12 protein-coding genes are annotated in these 15,552 nt (G+C 60.8%); 6 read left to right on the top strand and 6 right to left on the bottom strand.

All coding sequences use genetic code 11. From position 1 onward, the window contains the following. Window positions 1–82: 82 nt before the first annotated feature. Complete coding sequence (gene yghU, locus ACLCGK_RS24335; RefSeq protein ID WP_013972508.1) at window positions 83–925, bottom strand: glutathione-dependent disulfide-bond oxidoreductase; 843 nt, start codon at window positions 923–925, stop codon at window positions 83–85. A gap of 200 nt (window positions 926–1,125) precedes the next feature. Here yghU and ACLCGK_RS24330 point away from each other — a divergent pair, with 200 nt between their 5' ends. Beyond that, a complete protein-coding gene (locus tag ACLCGK_RS24330) occupies window positions 1,126–2,172 on the top strand; it encodes an alpha/beta hydrolase family protein (protein WP_410953113.1) in 1,047 nt (348 codons plus the stop codon). On the opposite strand, the gene ACLCGK_RS24325 is transcribed toward ACLCGK_RS24330, so the two are convergent. Continuing rightward, window positions 2,134–3,327 (bottom strand): MFS transporter, encoded by a 1,194-nt coding sequence (locus ACLCGK_RS24325; RefSeq protein ID WP_100413720.1) that lies wholly within the window; start codon window positions 3,325–3,327, stop codon window positions 2,134–2,136. The two genes, ACLCGK_RS24330 and ACLCGK_RS24325, sit on opposite strands and share 39 nt — an antisense overlap. 410 nt (window positions 3,328–3,737) lie before the next feature. Continuing rightward, a complete protein-coding gene (locus ACLCGK_RS24320) occupies window positions 3,738–5,324 on the bottom strand; it encodes an ABC-F family ATPase (RefSeq protein WP_075045122.1) in 1,587 nt (528 codons plus the stop codon). 607 nt (window positions 5,325–5,931) lie between these two features. On the opposite strand from ACLCGK_RS24320, the gene ACLCGK_RS24315 reads away from it, so the two are divergent. After that, window positions 5,932–6,261 (top strand): hypothetical protein, encoded by a 330-nt coding sequence (locus ACLCGK_RS24315; RefSeq protein ID WP_410953112.1) that lies wholly within the window; start codon window positions 5,932–5,934, stop codon window positions 6,259–6,261. A 131-nt stretch (window positions 6,262–6,392) separates the two neighbouring features. Here the strand turns inward: ACLCGK_RS24315 and ACLCGK_RS24310 are convergent, their stop codons facing one another. Together ACLCGK_RS24310 and ACLCGK_RS24305 are read right to left on the bottom strand one after the other, a co-directional pair. Then, complete coding sequence (locus ACLCGK_RS24310; RefSeq protein ID WP_100413722.1) at window positions 6,393–7,058, bottom strand: SOS response-associated peptidase; 666 nt, start codon at window positions 7,056–7,058, stop codon at window positions 6,393–6,395. Between the two features lie 130 nt (window positions 7,059–7,188). After that, window positions 7,189–8,556 (bottom strand): HD domain-containing phosphohydrolase, encoded by a 1,368-nt coding sequence (locus tag ACLCGK_RS24305; protein ID WP_410953111.1) that lies wholly within the window; start codon window positions 8,554–8,556, stop codon window positions 7,189–7,191. Window positions 8,557–8,727: 171 nt separating this feature from the next. Here ACLCGK_RS24305 and ACLCGK_RS24300 point away from each other — a divergent pair, with 171 nt between their 5' ends. Further along, a complete protein-coding gene (locus ACLCGK_RS24300; protein WP_410953143.1) occupies window positions 8,728–9,654 on the top strand; it encodes a cytochrome-c peroxidase in 927 nt (308 codons plus the stop codon). After that, window positions 9,651–11,462: a DAHL domain-containing protein gene (locus tag ACLCGK_RS24295; RefSeq protein WP_410953110.1), complete on the top strand. Its 1,812-nt coding sequence runs from the start codon at window positions 9,651–9,653 to the stop codon at window positions 11,460–11,462. Before ACLCGK_RS24300 ends, ACLCGK_RS24295 begins: the two co-directional genes overlap by 4 nt. 73 nt (window positions 11,463–11,535) lie before the next feature. On the opposite strand, the gene ACLCGK_RS24290 is transcribed toward ACLCGK_RS24295, so the two are convergent. Then, a complete protein-coding gene (locus tag ACLCGK_RS24290; RefSeq protein ID WP_410953109.1) occupies window positions 11,536–11,793 on the bottom strand; it encodes a hypothetical protein in 258 nt (85 codons plus the stop codon). Window positions 11,794–12,549: 756 nt separating this feature from the next. Between ACLCGK_RS24290 and ACLCGK_RS24285 the strand changes: the two genes are divergently transcribed. Together ACLCGK_RS24285 and ACLCGK_RS24280 are read left to right on the top strand one after the other, a co-directional pair. Further along, window positions 12,550–12,894, top strand: a complete 345-nt coding sequence (locus ACLCGK_RS24285; RefSeq protein ID WP_207834881.1) for a hypothetical protein — start codon at window positions 12,550–12,552, stop codon at window positions 12,892–12,894. Window positions 12,895–13,249: 355 nt separating this feature from the next. Then, the coding region (locus tag ACLCGK_RS24280; protein ID WP_410953108.1) for an Ig-like domain-containing protein at window positions 13,250–15,552 on the top strand (2,303 nt) is incomplete at its 3' end.

Raw genomic sequence — 15,552 nt, 5'->3', positions numbered from 1 at the left:
TGCCCGCGAAGCAGGCGCTGCGGTGGATGGCACCGGGCTACGCCGGTATTCGCGGGTAAACCCGCTCCCACAAGAGGCCGTGTTATTCGTCCAGGTCTGCCGCTGCATGCCGCTCCGGCACCTGGCTGGCCTCATCCCCCCAGGTCCGGTTCACCCGTGTGCCACGCTGCACCGCCGGGCGCAAGGCAATCTCCTCGGCCCAGCGCTGCACATGCTTGTACTCGTCCACCGCCAGGAACTCCGCCGCGCCATACAGGTTGCCGCGCACCAGCTGGCCATACCAAGGCCACACGGCAATGTCGGCGATGCTGTATTCCTCGCCGCCCAGGTAGCGGCTTTCGGCCAGGCGCCGGTCGAGCACATCCAGCTGACGCTTGGCTTCCATGGTGAAGCGGTTGATCGCGTACTCGAACTTTTCTGGCGCATACACATAGAAGTGGCCAAAGCCCCCGCCCAGGTATGGCGCCGCGCCCATTTGCCAGAACAGCCAGTTCAGGCTTTCGGTGCGTGCAGCTGGCGCTTTCGGCAGCAAGGCACCGAACTTTTCCGCCAGGTACAGCAGGATCGAACCCGACTCGAACACCCGCACCGGTGGCTCGACGCTGCGGTCGAGCAGGGCGGGGATCTTCGAGTTGGGGTTTACCTGGACAAAGCCGCTGGAGAATTGGTCGCCCTCGCCAATGCGGATCAACCAGGCATCGTACTCGGCACCAAGGTGGCCCAGGGCAAGCAGCTCTTCGAGGGCGATGGTGACCTTCACGCCATTGGGCGTGGCCAGGGAGTACAGCTGCAGCGGGTGCTTGCCCTGCGGTAGGTCCTTGTCGTGAGTCGGGCCGGCAACCGGGCGGTTGATGCTGGCGAACTGGCCACCGGACGCGGCGTCGTTGCGCCAGACCTTGGGTGGCACGTAGGCGGGCTTGCTCATGCGTGAATCTCCTTAAATGGCGCGAAACGGTCACGTAGAGACGTGGACCTGCATCTATGCCACGGGTTCGACGAAAAGCGCAAATGCATAGGGCGCGGGCGTGAAGTGCATGACTTCGGTTTCATTCAGGTTTCATCCTGTGCAGCCCAGGCCGGTTCTATGCTGGGCTATCTCTTCGCCCTGCAAGGAACCGCCGGCCGATGACTCTTTCTCGCTGCATGCTGGCGCTGGCCCTGCTCGGTAGCCTTCTGGCCCATGCCGAGGCCGCACCCTGGGTTGTCGGCCTGCATCACATGACGTTGGCCGACCCGGTCGACGCCCGGCCCATGCAGGCGCTGGCGTTCTACCCGGCCATTGGTAAGGCCCGCAGCAGCCGGATAGACGGCTACCCGGTCGACGTGAGTGAAGAGGCGCCGGTAGCATTGGGCCAGTTCCCGTTGCTGGTGCTGTCCCACGGCAATACCGGCAGCCCGCTGGCCTTGCACTACCTGGCGACGTCGCTGGCGCGCCAGGGTTTTATCGTGGTGGCGGTGGTGCACCCCGGCGATAACGCCCGCGACCACAGCCGCCTAGGCACCCTGAGCAATCTGTACGGCCGGCCGCTGCAAGTGAGTGCCGCAATTACGGCCGCCCGCGATGATGCCTTGCTGGGGCCTTACCTGAACGGTGGCAAGGTTGGGGTGATCGGCTACTCGGCCGGTGGTGAAACTGCCTTGATCCTCTCAGGCGCGCGCCCGGACCTGGACCGCCTGCGCAAGTACTGCCTGGAGCGCCCTGACGACACCGACGCCTGCAAGACCCACGGTGTACTGATTGCCGACCGCAGCGAGCTGGTGCCAGAGGCCGACCAGCGGGTGGGGGCCGTGATGCTCATGGCACCGCTCAGCCTGCTGTTCGGGCGCCATGCCCTGGCCGGGGTGCAGGTACCGGCGCTGATCTACAGTGGCGACAGCGACCAGCTGGTGGCGGTGGACCGCAACGCCGAAGCCCTGGCCCGCAAGTTGCCGGTGACACCGGACTATCGCCTGCTGGCCGGCGCCGGGCACTTCGTGTTCATGGCCCATTGCGATGCCGAGCAGTCCGTGCGGATGCCGGCGTTGTGCAAGGACGCCGCAGGTGTGGATCGTCGGCACATCCACCATTCCCTGCAACATGAAGCCGCGGTGTTCTTCAGCCAGGCGTTGGGCGCGCCGGAGCCGGCCGAGCGTTCAGCCGCGAGTGGCGCGCCGCGCCAGCAACAGCGTTAGGCCGACACCGGCCAGGGCAAGCAGAGCGGCCACACAGAAGATCGAGGCATAGCCCAGATGTGCGGCCACTGCGCCCATCACCGGCCCGGCGATGGCCAGGGCCATGTCGAAGAACACGGCGTAGGCTCCCAGCCCTGCACCACGGCTGCTGCTGGGTACCTGCTTGATCGCTTCAACTCCCAGCGCCGGGTACACCAGCGATAGCCCGAAACCGGTAAGCCCGGCACCGATCAGCGCCCACGGCGGCGACGGTGCCAGCCACAGCAGGCTCAGGCCGAGCACTTCGGTGGCCATGCACGCGACCGCCACGTTGTAGCCACCAAAGCGGTTGACCGCATTGACGAACAGCAGCCGGGAAATGATGAAACACACGCCAAAGGCACTCAGGCACCAAGCTGCGCCCACCCAGCCGCGTTCCAGGTAATACAGGGTGACGAAGGTGGTCAGGGTACCGTAGCCGATAGAGGCAAGGGTCAGGCCCAGACCGCACGGTGCGACCCGGCCGAAGGCCGACCAGAAGGGCAGGCGCTCGCCGCGCACCACCACCACGTCCGGCCGCTTGCGCAGTACCAGCAGGGCAGATACCGCCAGCACCAGCAATGCCGGCCCCAGCACGCTGAAGTCCAGCCCGTCGACGGCCAGTACACCCAAGGGGGCACCAATGGCGATGGCGCCATAGGAGGCGATACCGTTCCAGGAAATCACCCTGGCGGTGTGTTCGGGCCCGACCTGGCTGATGCCCCAGCTCAGCGTGGCTACGCCGATCAGCCCTTGGGCGATGCCCAGCAGCAGGCGCCCGCCGAGCAACAGCGCCAGGCTCAGCAGCGGAAGCGTCAGGGTCCAGGCCGAGAGCAGGGTCAACACCCCGCAGCCGGCAATCCCCAGCAAGCCGAAGCGAATGGCCTGCTTGCCCCCCAGGGTATCGGCCACGCGCCCGGCAAACGGGCGGCTGAGTAGCGTGGCTAGGTATTGCAGGCCAATGGTCAGCCCGGCGACCACCGCGCCAAACCCCAGCTGGTCGTGCACATGGCTGGGCAGCACGGCGATCGGCAGGCCGATGCAGAGGAAGGCGATGAAGGTGTAGAAAACGATCGACAGGATCTGCAGGGTGATTTGCAGCGTGTTACTGGCGGGGGCGGGTTGTTGCGCGGTCATGGGCTCGTTCGCGGGCGGGCGGTTGGGCGTGGCCCCATCATGGCCGTTGCGCGAAGGAAATGAAAGCAGGCTAACGAATTATTCGTCGGGCAGTGCCAGCCCGTGGGATCGGCGGTGAATTCTTCGCGGGCGAGCCCGCTCCTACAGGATGTGCATAGGCCTCAAATGCTACGCAGCCCCTGTGGGAGCGGGCATGCCCGCGAAGAGGCCGGCGCAGCCATACAAGATGGCCAGGCCGCCCCATCAATCAGACCAGCACACCCTGGCTACGCAGGTAATCGTCATTCGCGGGCTCGCCCGCTCCCACAGGATTTGCATAGGCCTCAAGTGCTACGCAGCCCCTGTGGGAGCGGGTTTACCCGCGAAGAGTCCGGCCCAGCCAATACAAGATGGCCAGGCCGCTCCATCAATCAGACGAGCACACCCTGGCTACGCAGGTAATCGTCGTAGGTACCGCTGAAGTCCACCACGCCATCAGCCGACAGCTCGATGATGCGCGTGGCCAGCGAAGACACGAACTCACGGTCATGGCTGACGAACAGCAGGGTGCCCGGGTAGTTCTCCAGCGCCAGGTTCAGCGCTTCGATCGATTCCATGTCCAGGTGGTTGGTCGGCTCGTCCATCACCAGCACGTTCGGCTTTTGCAGGATCAGCTTGCCGAACAGCATGCGGCCTTGCTCACCACCGGAAATCACCTTCACCGACTTGAGAATCTCGTCGTTGGAGAACAGCATGCGCCCGAGGGTGCCGCGGATCACCTGCTCGCCGGAGGTCCACTGGCCCATCCAGTCGAACAGGGTCATGTCGTCTTCGAAGTCGTGGGCGTGGTCCTGGGCGTAGTAGCCCACTTCGGCGCTGTCGGTCCACTTCACTTCACCCTTGTCCGGGGTCATTTCACCGACCAGGGTGCGCAGCAGGGTGGTCTTGCCGATACCGTTGGGGCCGATGATCGCCACGCGCTCGCCAGCCTCGATGGTGAAACCCAGGTCCTTGAACAGCACCTTGTCGTCGAAGGCCTTGGCCATTTTTTCGACGGTAACAGCCTGGCGGTGCAGCTTCTTGGTCTGTTCGAAGCGGATGAACGGGCTCACCCGGCTCGACGGCTTGACCTCGGCCAACTGGATCTTGTCGATCTGCTTGGCCCGCGAGGTGGCCTGCTTGGCCTTGGAGGCGTTGGCCGAGAAGCGGCTGACGAAGGTCTGCAGTTCAGCGATCTGGGCTTTTTTCTTGGCGTTGTCCGACAGCAGTTGCTCGCGGGCCTGGGTGGCAGCGGTCATGTACTCGTCGTAGTTGCCCGGGAACACGCGCAGCTCGCCGTAGTCCAGGTCGGCCATGTGGGTGCAGACACTGTTGAGGAAGTGCCGGTCGTGGGAAATGATCACCATGGTGCTGTTACGCGCGGTGAGGATGGTTTCCAGCCAGCGGATGGTGTTGATGTCCAGGTGGTTGGTCGGCTCGTCGAGCAGCAGTACGTCCGGGTCCGAGAACAGCGCCTGGGCCAGCAGGACGCGCAGCTTCCAGCCCGGTGCCACCTCGCTCATCGGGCCGAAGTGCTGTTCCAGCGGAATACCCAGGCCCAGCAGCAGTTCACCGGCACGGGATTCGGCGGTGTAGCCGTCCATCTCGGCGAATTCGGTTTCCAGCTCGGCGACGGCCATGCCGTCTTCCTCGGTCATTTCCGGCAGCGAGTAGATGCGATCGCGCTCGGCCTTGACCTTCCACAGCTGGCCGTGGCCCATGATCACCGTGTCGATCACGGTGAATTCCTCGTAGGCGAACTGGTCCTGGCGCAGCTTGCCCAGGCGCGTGTTCGGCTCGAGCATGACCTGGCCTCCGGACGGCTCCAGGTCACCGCCGAGGATCTTCATGAAGGTCGACTTGCCGCAACCGTTGGCGCCGATCAGGCCGTAGCGGTTGCCGTTGTTGAATTTGACGGAAACGTTTTCGAACAGCGGCTTGGAGCCGAACTGCATGGTGATGTTGGCGGTGGAGATCAAGAGACTTACCTATCAATAACTTACGTGACTTCTTCGCAGCGTCGGACCCATTCTGGACCAATCGGGAGCTTTTCCAGCTCCTGCCAGTCGTTGGACGAGTTAATCCAGCGCGCATGAGTCGATAAGAGCATCTGCACGCTATGCCCGAGCTGATGGGCGATGAATGCGGGGTTGAGACCAGACATTGAGCACATTGTCGCATAGGTGCGACGGCAGTTATACGGGGGCGGTATCTGATCCCCGGACCCTTGACGATCGGGCGCTACTGATGGTGCTGGTTTTACGTGCTCACCGTTCTTACCGGGCGGGATGACCAATGGCGATTCGGCGAAATGCGCTTTGCCTTGAGCACGCCGTTTGGCGCGCGGTCCACTCAATCGTCATGGATGCTCCAGGCGTTGGCCTCATCGGGGAGGAGTCATTGGTTGAAAGGGGGTGATATGCTTCCTCCGCTTACCAAACAGGGAGATTGGTAATGGGTTTGTTGCGAAGGTTCAGGACGTTTGGCTTACGAATAAAGCCGACTAGATCTCCGACGGCAGCGTTCGTTTACCTAGCGATGTGGATAGCGATCCTGCGATACGGGGACCCATCCGCGTCATTTATCATGTATTCGGTGCCTTTCGGCATTGCTCTGATCGCGCTGGGGCCGCTGGAGCTGCTTCCAGAACAATGGTACAGGCTCAATTTTCTGGCGAATGCCCTGGCCAGCGGTTTCTTCTTTGTCAGCATCATGTTCGCTGGCGTGGCACTGTCTTATGAAATGCCGTTGGAGAATGGCGGAAGAACAACCTTCTGCCTTGGCTTCTGGGCTTTACAGCTGTTTATTCTGCACAAGGCTCAGCCCTGGATAAAGCAGTCACCTTTTCGTCGACTTGGCGAGTATCGCATGGCGTACTCCCCTCCGGAGGCCAGCCAAAGAGCCGAGCGGGATTGACGTTGGTGCTGGGGGAAAGAGCAGTCGCCCGAAAGTGGTGATTGGCCCGTGGTATCTGTCCAAGCTGTTCAAACGGGTTCCGTACAGGTTGATTTCTGATACCAAAGCGCGCGGAAAGGATTTGCCTCCATTCACTGAAGCGGGTTTATCAGCTCGGCACCTTGGTTACGCACATTCCCCACGGCGATACCCACCCGGTACCAGTCGAAGGCTTCGGCCGGCTCACCCAGGTTGAGCACCAGTTGTTCTGCGCGCTCGCTCGGCATTGCTGCCGCGATCCACTCGTACGCCAGTTCTGGCGACAACACGACAGGCCGGCGGTCGTGAACGTCGACCATTCCGCCCTGAGCGTCGGCGGTGATGATGACGAACCCGTCGCGCTCTGTGCCGGTGAACTGGCCGATCGAGGCACAAAGGGCAGGGCGCCCATCCTGGCGGCGGATGTAGTACGGCTGCTTCTTCGGCCCACCTTCATCAACCCATTCGTACCAGCCGTCGATAGGGGTGATGGCCCGGTGCGGCCAGATCGCCCGGAAGAATGGGCCATGCGCCACCTTCTCGACGCGGGCGTTGATCGGCGCAGCGCGATCATTCGCCCAGTGCGGCCGCCATCCCCACTTCACCAGGTCCGCTCGTGGGCCTGCATCATCCATCCGCAGTACTGCCACCGGCGTGGTCGGCGCGATGTTGTACCGGCCAAGCGGCTGGTCGCCGACGTTGTTCCGCCAGGCCTCTGGCAGGCTCAGGGTTTCAACGAAGTCATGTATGCCACGGTACTGGCTGAGCCTTCCGCACATACGCCCTCCTACCGAAACCTGAAGGATAGCCGTTGGCTGGTAGTAGTGCCGGCAGTCATACGGGGACGGCCAGGCACCCCGCTTGCCACGATGCATGACGAACGGATTTCAGCACCTGCCCGCAACGGGGTCAGCCTGCCGTTGCGGGCGATGGCTGCAGGCTGCCTGCCTGCTCGGGAACCCTGACGAACACGCTGTATCTGCCACCTTCCATTTCTTCGAAGGCAATCAGTTTTTTCACCAGCGGACCGCTCAGTACCTTGCCGGCATTCAATAGCAGCATGCCATTGTCGGCATTTAGGTTGCGGGCCAGTATCATGCCCTCTGCCAGTTCGTGCGTGCTCAACACCTTGATCGCCGGGTCGGTCAAGGTAATGTCGCGCATGTACGCGGCACAGACATTGACGAAGTCTTCCACCAGATCTGGGTCATACAGCTTTCCAGCATGCTTGCGTATGTAGAGCAGTGCCTCATCGCTATTGAGCTGGCGATCCAGAACCAGTCCGCGCTGCAATTCGATGAAATCCACAGCCATTTTCAACCAGCGGGCGCCCAGTGGAATTGCCACTCCCTTCAGGTGATCCGGAAAACCGCTGCCATCCCAGCGCTCCTGGTGGTGAAGTATGAGTTGTGCGGCTTCTTTTATTGGCTCCAGGGTCATGACCAGCGCTTCGCTCTGTTTCGGGTACGACCGGTACAGTTCGCGCTCTTGTGGAGGTATGAGATCGGCGGGGCAGGTGAGCATGTTGTCGGTCCAGCTCATCTTGCCGATGTTGTAGAGGGCTGCAGCCATGGTCAGGTTGCGACAGGTACCTTCGTCCAGCCCATGGCTGGCGCAATACACCCGTATCAATTCTATGACCTGCCGGTTCGTCTGCTTGGCCTTGGGCAGGCGCATGTTGCCTAACTGCGAAAAGAACTCGGTGCTGGTCACGTAACTGCGCTTGAGTTCTTCATAGGCAAGGTCAAGCATGTCGGCAGTTTGTTGCAACTCGGCGGTGCGGGCCGCTACACGCTGTTCAAGGCTTTCGTTAAGCGCCTTGAGTTGCTTGATCTGAACCTGAGTAAGCTGTTCCAGGCGCTTACGTTCGCTTTCCGAATGTTGGTGGGCCAACGCCTGGCGCAAGGTGACCACCAGCTCTTCATCATTCCAGGGTTTGCTGATGTAACGATAGATATGCCCATCATTGATGGCTTTTGCGATGGTGTCCGTGTCAGCGTAACCCGTAAGCAGAATGCGCAACGTGTCGGGAAAACGCTCATGTACGTGCGCCAGCAGCGTGGCCCCGTCCATGTTTGGCATGCGTGCATCACTCATCACCAGGTTGATCGGGCGCTGCTGGAGTAACTGCAGGGCATCGGCGCCGTTTTCAACGAGGAGGAGTTCGTAGGGTTGGTTGCGTAGCAGACGTCGAAGGCTGTTGAGAATCGAGGGTTCGTCGTCAACCAGAAGTATCACGGCTTTGTCTGCTGTGCCATCGGTAACGGGTAGCTCCATGGGTCCCTCCTTGCCGGTCTCAGCCAGACTAGTCCCTGGCCACAGCCTAGATGATATTTGCCCCGGCTGTTAGCTTTTGTCGGTTGGCCTCACTATGCTCGGAGACAGGTGCTTCTCGCCAGGGAGGGTTGCGCTGTGCCGATCTGTCTGCAGGTTCGCATCGTTTCCGCGATGCTTGTGGTTTTGCCAGCATTGGCGTTTGCCCAGAGCATCGGTGGGCCGTTGACGCCATTGCCGGCGGTGCCTGAGCTTGACCCTGCCCGGGTGGAGCTGGGACGCAAACTGTTCAATGACCCGCGTTTGTCCCCCGATAACAGCCAGTCCTGTGCTGATTGCCATCGCCTGGACCGTGGTGGCGCGGACGGGCAGGTGCGCTCGCCTGGTGCAGATGGCAAGCCCTTGGCCGTTCACACCCCCAGCGTTTTTAACGCCAGCCTGAACTTCCTGCAGTTCTGGGATGGGCGTGCGCAATCGTTTGACGGCCTGGTGCACCTGGCAACCGGTAGTGCGGACGACAAAGGAGATGGCTGGTCTGCCGTGGTTCAACGAATTGCTGGCGATCCGGCCTACCAGGCTGGTTTTGCCCAAGCCTATGGCAAGCCAGTGACTACCCTCGATGCCAGGGATGCCCTCGTCACGTACCAGCGTACCTTGCTGACACCCGATTCACGCTTCGATCGCTATCTGAAGGGCGATACCAGCAGCCTCAGCCTGGAAGAGAAGCATGGCTATCAGCGCTTCCAGGAATACGGTTGCATAGCCTGCCATCAGGGCGTGAACATCGGCGGCAATATGCTGCAGAAGTTCGGTGTTTTCGATGACTACTTCGCCAACCGTGGCAATGTTGCCGAGGCGGATCGGGGGCACTACAACGTGACCGGTGATCCGGATGACCTCTATCTGTTCAAAGTTCCCAGCCTGCGAAACGTAGCGGTCACTGCCCCTTACTTTCATGATGGTTCGGCGTCTACCCTGGAAGCCGCTGTCGATGCCATGTTTCATTATCAGTTGGGACGTAATCCGAGCGACGATGATAAAGCGCTGATCATCAAGTTTCTGCAGACGCTCACTGGCCAGTGGGAGGGTAAGCCGCTATGAGATTGAACGCGCGGCGCAGTCTTCTGCTGTTGGCTACATGTGCCATGTCGCTGGCGTCGGTGCTGGTCTATTTGTACTGGATGTCCAAATCCGATGAGAATGGTACCTACGCCCAGGCGCGTGATCTGATTCGCCAGATCAAGCAGTACGATGCCCAGTGGGAAGGCGCAGTGCTCAAGTCGCGCACCACTACCAATTACAACTATGACCCGCTGGTGCTGCCGCTGCTGGAAATGAAACGTCTTTGGCGGGAATTCGGCACGCTGGAGGGGCGTCACCCGCAAACAGATATGCTTGCCTGGCAAACGGCCTTTCGCGATTACCAACAAGCCTTCGACGACAAGGTGCTGCTGGTCTCGCGCTTCAAGTCGCACAATGCGATCCTGCGAAACTCCCTGGCTTTTCTCCCGGCTGCAGCGGATGTAATACAGGTGCACCTTCGTCAATTGGTCGATGCCGATACACTGCGCCTGCGCAGAATCACCAGCGATACCTATGACTTGATGCTAAGCAGCCTTGAGTTTGCCCAGACCACAACCGATGAAAAAGCTGCCGACATCCTGGTTGGACTCAACAATCTTTCGGTCAACAAGGAGCGCTTGCCTGTCGACTTTCAGGTGCCCATCGATACCATCAGCAAACACATAGAGTTGATTCTTCGTGAGCAACCCAAGGTCGATCAGCTGCTTGAAGCGATCGAGGCGGTTCCGATCGCCGAGCGCCTGGACGCCATTGCCCTGATGCTGGACCGCGACGAGCAAGCAGCAGCGCTAACGGCTCAGCGATACCATTTCTACCTGCTGGTGTTTTCCACCCTGCTGGTGTTGCTGTTGCTGTACATGGGGATATGGCTAATGCGCAGCTATGCCGAAATTAACCGTGTAAACCGAGCGCTGGTGAGCGCCAACGACGAATTGGAACAGCGGGTTGAACGGCGCACCCAGGCACTCACCCAAGCCAGCGCTGCACTGCAGCGCGAGGTGGATGAACGCCGGCAACTCGAAAACCAGTTGGTCCAGTCGGAAAAGCTCGCCTCGCTCGGTCAGCTGGCAGCCGGCGTCGCCCATGAGGTCAATAACCCGATTGGTTTTGTCTCGTCCAACCTCGGCGCACTGGATGATTATTTCAACCGTTTGCAGGACATGCTCAAGGCATATGCTGACGCGGAAAATACCCTGATTCCGAACGGGCTCAGCGCGGAGCTGGCGAAATTGCGCACGGAAATCGAGCTGGACTACTTGCTGGAGGACATTCCGGCGCTGATCCGCGAATCCAAGGACGGTATCAGCCGCGTTGCGCGGATCGTCAAGGACCTCAAGGACTTTTCACGAGTAGACAGCAGCCATGACTGGCAACTGGCAGACCTGCATCAAGGCATAGAGTCAACATTGAACATTGTTGCCAGCGAACTCAGGCACAAGGCAGACCTTGTCAAGAATTACGGCGCATTGCCGCAGGTCGAGTGCCTGCCTTCGCAGATCAATCAGGTAATCATGAATCTGCTGGTCAATGCCACCCAAGCGATGGGCGCCGAGCGTGGCAGAATTACCCTGCGAACCGGCGCCAGTGACAATTGGGTGTGGATCGAAGTTGCAGACAATGGGTGTGGCATTCCTGCCGAAAGCCTGCAAAAGATCTTCGATCCGTTCTACACGACGAAGCCCATCGGCCAGGGCACCGGGCTGGGATTGTCACTTTCGTACGGAATCATCAAGCGTCATGGTGGCGAGATCCGCGTAGACAGCGAGGTGGGTGTCGGTACGACATTCAAGGTCGAACTGCCCATCCGGCAGGCCAGGTCGGCCTGAACCCGCCCCCGAGGGCACCAGGGAGGGAATGCAAAATGCCGTGCCCCCTGGGACATAAGCGCAAACAAACCCTCTAAGTGTAGTGGTGAGGATAAAGCTTCATGTCGTGTTCCAGCTTTTCGGCATCCGTCACCCGTTTGCGAACCTCGGCATAAAATTGCTGGCTGTGATTCTGGAATCTTTTATAGTTCTGCGCACTTGCTTTCAGGGCTGCGTTCAGCTCGTCTCCGTTCAGGCCTTCAGCTTTTTTTTGGGAAACTACATATTTTTGCCAGCTGTTTTCTACTTGCGAGAGCCCTTGTGCTAGGGCTTGAGTCTCGATTGTCGCCATGGGTGCATCCTCTTCAAGGCCGGTTCTGGCCAGATGGTATGGATCGCTAGAGCGACGATGCAGATGCAGGGTACTGAGGCCATCGAAAAAGCGCCCGAACGTGGAGCTTAGCTTGTATGTAGAGCTTTGCGGGACAGTCCAGTGTCAGGATGTTGGAACGGGAATTGCTGCGCCCCTGAGGCATCGATCATGCGGGGTACGCAGAAATGACTCAGAATGACCGCTACTACATGATCTTCGTTGTGGTTGCTGTGCTGGTCCTGGATCTGGCAGCGACGTTTGTGTTTCTGAAGGCCATCGCCTGATCCCCGTTTGTGGGCCCAGTTGCACCCGAAATCGGGGTCTTCGGCAGGGTGACAACCCGGCTCGGGCAAGCCTTGCCCGCTCTCTGTCGGGGTCATGGCCACACGGCACTGCAGGCCCCGAGTCGAGCGCCAGCTGAAATCTCGCGCAAGAAGACCATGCGCTTGCGGCCATGCCTGTGCGAGCCCACTGGAAAACAAGGGAAGCTCGCCCAGGCTGGCCGATCTGGAACATGCCGAGTAACCCACGAACCAGGTTATCTTCGCGGGGAGAGCCCGCCCCTTGAACCGATATAGCAAACAAGCCTAATGCCCGGGTGACATTGAGCAGTAACATGGGCAAACCAAAACAAAAAAAGGGCATGCGGCTTGGCAACACTTTACCAGGTTACTCGATGGGGTAGCAGGAGTGTGTCGCGTGAAGAGCTCAAGGTCGGTAGCAGGCGCAATACTGATGTCTACTTTCGCCACACTGTTCATGGCAGGCTGCGCACATGACCCCGATGTACGTGAGGGCCATGGGTATGCGTCCGGAGCCACGGAAAGAAGTACGCCGGCGTACCTGGGGTGCGTCAAAAGCGAACTTCCAGGGCGTGTGAAAACCTACCAGGTCGATGGTGACAACTCGGTCAAACTGTTCGTCGATAGCACCGACCCCAACAAGGCGGGTGGCTTGGTCGAGGTGCGGGGCACGGGAGCCCGGCAACAGTTCAGGGCTTATCAACGCGATGCCTGGTACGACCACGGCAGGCTGCTGGACGCCGCGCTGATGTGTTCAAAACCAGTGGCTGGTCTCTGAGCAAAGTGGCCAAACTCAAGTTTGGCCAGGAGACTGCCAATTTTTTGCCTGCGTCCAGTTGAGTGGGTCTGACCGGGAAGTGCCATCCGTTTGCATCCATCAACATGGCCGAAGGTACTTTTACGTACGCTTTCCCAAATAAGGTCAACTTTATTTTATTGATCAAGAAACTATTTTTGACTATTTAATTCGGAATAGCAGGGCACTCGGGTCGCCGTGTTGGCGTAGTCGTCAGCGTTGTAAGTCTTTCCGAGTTATTTATAGAAAACCGACTGGCGTTTTAGGGAGGGCATGCTATTTCTGGATATACGAGTGCGACTGCTCGGTCGTGCTGTTGACAAAGGGACTGTCAGGTATGTCGATTCAGGCCAAGGTATCTCCCCTCGCTCAAAGTGTTTCTTCTGCCGCCCCCATCGCAATCCCCAACAACGGAATACTGACACTCACCCAGAGCAGTAACGTTGTTCTGGATATTGCTCCTGAAAGCGTGACGGGCTACACAAAAAGCGGTCCCGATCTGATCGTACAACTGAAGTCCGGCGAAAGCCTGCGCATTGCCAACTTCTATGTCGAGGGGCAGCCTGCAAGCCAGTTGTACCTGGTTGACCGGGACAAACTACTGGCCGTCGACTTGCCGCCGGTTGCTGCCGATGGGCCGCTGGTGGCGGGTTATGTGCCCCAGGAAAGCCTTGCCGGGTTCGACTCGCTCACTGCTGCCGACAGCACCGTTGCCGGGCTGAGCCCTGGCGGTGCACTGCTGGCCGGCGCAGCGATCATCGGTGGCGGCGTTGCGATCGCCAATAGCAACGATGGTGGTGGTGGCGGTGGCAGTGGTGAAGGCAGCGTGCCGCCTGACACCACGGCCCCGGCCCCGGCTAGCGGCCTGCAGATTGCCACGGATGGCAGCAGCATCAGCGGCAAGGCCGAGCCGGGCGCCACCGTGGGCGTCGACAGCAACGGCGACGGGCAAACGGATGTAAGCGTGGTGGTCGGCCCTGATGGCAACTTCCAGATTCCGCTGAACCCGCCACTGACCAACGGCGAAACGGTTTCTGTAGTGGTGACCGATCCGGCCGGCAACAGCAGCCCGCCCGTGACCGTGCAGGCCCCTGACTTTCCTGATGCGCCGCAGATCAACCCGAGCAATGGTTCCAGCCTAAGCGGTACCGCCGAGCCGGGCAGCACCGTGGTGCTCACCGACGGCAACGGTAACCCTATCGGCCAGACTACCGCCGACGGCAACGGTAACTGGTCATACACCCCGGACACCCGGCTTCCAGACGGCACGGTGGTCAAGGCGGTGGTCGAGGATGCCGCCGGTAACAGCAGCCCGCCCGCCAGTACCATCATCGATGGCGTGGCGCCGTCGGCACCGGTGATCAACCCGAGTAACGGTACCGAACTCAGCGGTACCGCCGAGCCGGGCAGCAGCGTTACCCTCACCGATGGCAGCGGCAATCCGATCGGCCAGACGACCGCCGATGGCAACGGCAGCTGGAGTTTCACCCCCGCGACACCGCTGCCTGACGGTACCGTGGTCAACGCCACTGCGACCGACCTGGCCGGCAATACCAGCGGACAGGGCAGCACCACCGTGGACGGCGTGGCCCCGGGCGCGCCCACCATCAACCTGAGCGATGGCAGCAGCCTCAGCGGCACCGCCGAGCCAGGCAGCACTGTGGTCCTCACCGATGGCAACGGCAATCCCATCGGCCACACTACAGCCGACAGCAATGGCAACTGGTCGTATCCCACGGATAGCCAACTGCCTGATGGCACGGTGGTCAATGCGGTGGTCGAGGATGCCGCCGGCAACAGCAGCCCGCCCGCCAGCACCATTATCGATGGCGTGGCGCCGTCGGCCCCCTCGGTCAATCCGAGCAACGGCACCGTGATCAGCGGCACCGCCGAGCCGAACAGTACCGTGACCCTCACCGATGCCAGCGGCAATCCGATCGGCCAGGTGATGGCCGATGGCAGTGGCAACTGGATCTACACCCCGACCACGCCGATTGCTGATGGCACAGTGGTCAACGTGGTGGCTCGGGACGCAGCCGGCAACACCAGCATGCCCTCGAGCACCACAGTGGATTCGCAGGCCCCGGCGGCACCGGCAGTCAACCCCAGCAATGGCAGCGAAATCAGCGGCACCGCAGAACCGGGTAGCACGGTCACCCTGACCGATGGCAGCGGCAACCTGATCGGCCAGACTATTGCCGACGGCAACGGTGACTGGACATTTACCCCGGCCACACCGCTGGCCAACGGCACGGTGGTCAACGCCGTGGCCCAGGACCCGGCCGGCAATACCGGCCCGCAGGGCAGCACCACGGTGGATGCGCTCGCACCCGCTGCGCCGGTGGTCAACCCGAGCAATGGCGCCGTACTCAACGGTACCGCCGAGCCAAACAGCACGGTGACCCTCACCGATGGCAGCGGTAATCCGATCGGCCAGGTGACGGCCGATGGCAGTGGCAACTGGACCTACACCCCGGTCACGCCGATTGCTGATGGCACAGTAATCAATGTGGTGGCCCAGGACGCAGCCGGCAACAGCAGTATTCCGTCGAGCACCACAGTGGATTCGCAGGCCCCGGCCGCACCAGTGGTCAACGCCAGCAATGGCACCACGATCAGTGGCATCGCAGAACCGGGCGC

The sequence above is a fragment of the Pseudomonas sp. S1(2024) genome, from assembly GCF_046557535.1.
Note: the sequence above shows the minus strand (reverse complement) of the source record. Positions and strands in the feature narration are given on the sequence as shown.